We start from the raw sequence: 1272 nt of genomic DNA, 5'->3' as shown, positions 1-1272 counted from the left end.
CTTGCCGGCTCGACCGCCGCCGGCACGGCCCGGATCGCCGTCTCCGAGGGCGCCGACCCCCGCCTCGGCCGCTGGCTCGACACCGCGCTGGACGACCTCGACGCCCTGCGCCTGACCCTGCCCGGCCACCCCGACGACGAGTTCTTCGCCGCCGGCGCGCCCTGGTTCTTCACGCTGTTCGGCCGCGACGCCCTCTGGGCCGCCCGGCTCGCGCTCCCGCTCGACGTCCGGATCGCGGCGTCCACGCTGCGTGTCCTGGCCCGGCTGCAGGGCACCGACCACGACGTCGAGACCGCGCAGGAGCCCGGCAAGATCCTGCACGAGCTGCGCGCGACGTCGCTCGAGATCCCCGGCGAGGGCGTCGTCCTGCCCCCGCTGTACTACGGCAGCGTGGATTCCACCCCGCTCTGGATCTGCCTGCTCGCCGACGCCTGGCGCGCCGGCATGCCCGACGACGAGGTCGCCGCCCTGCTCCCCGCGCTGCGCGGCGCCCTGACCTGGCTGGTCGAGCACGGCGACAGCGACGGCGACGGGTTCCTCGACTACATCGACCGGTCCGGACGCGGCCTGGCCAACCAGGGCTGGAAGGACTCCGGCGACTCCATCCAGTGGCGCGACGGGGCGCTGGCCGACGGGCCGATCGCGCTCTGCGAGGTCCAGGGCTACGCGTACGAGGCGGCGCTCGCGGGCGCGGACCTGCTGGAGGCGTTCGGGCCGGAGGCGGCCTCCGTCGTCGGGTCCACGGCTGGGGGGTCCACGGCTGGCGGGTCCACGGACGCCGCGTCCGTACAGGCACCGTCAGCGGGAGCGCAGTCCGCGGGAGCGCCGTCAGCGGAGGCGCCGTCAGCGGGAGCGCCGTCCGCGGGGACCGCCGCCGTCCTGAACCCGGCCGGGCTGCGCGCCTGGGCCGCCGACCTGCGGGCCCGGTTCGCGGCGTCGTACTGGGTGCAGACGCCGGAGGGCCGGTACCCGGCCGTGGCGCTGGACAAGGACAAGCGTCCCGTCGACACCCTCACCAGCAACATCGGGCACCTGCTGGGCACCGGGATCCTGGAGCCGGGCGAGGAGCAGCACGTCGCCGACCTGCTGCTGGGCCCCGCGATGTCGACCGGGTTCGGCATCCGCACCATGTCGACGGGCGCGGCGGGCTACTGGCCGCTGTCGTACCACGGGGGCAGCGTGTGGACGCACGACACCGCCATCGCGGTGCACGGCATGCACCGCGCCGGCCTGGCCGGCCACGCGCGCCGCGCCGTGGACGGGCTGCTCGCG

1 protein-coding gene is annotated in these 1272 nt (G+C 76.1%); it reads left to right on the top strand.

Annotation, left to right across the window (positions count from 1 at the left end):
• Positions 1-1272: amylo-alpha-1,6-glucosidase (locus PROKR_RS37565; protein ID WP_425414930.1), on the top strand; the 1272-nt coding region annotated here is incomplete at both ends.

The sequence above is a fragment of the Promicromonospora kroppenstedtii DSM 19349 genome, assembly GCF_000515355.1.
Taxonomy (GTDB): Bacteria; Actinomycetota; Actinomycetes; order Actinomycetales; family Cellulomonadaceae; genus Promicromonospora; species Promicromonospora kroppenstedtii.
Note: the sequence above shows the minus strand (reverse complement) of the source record. Positions and strands in the feature narration are given on the sequence as shown.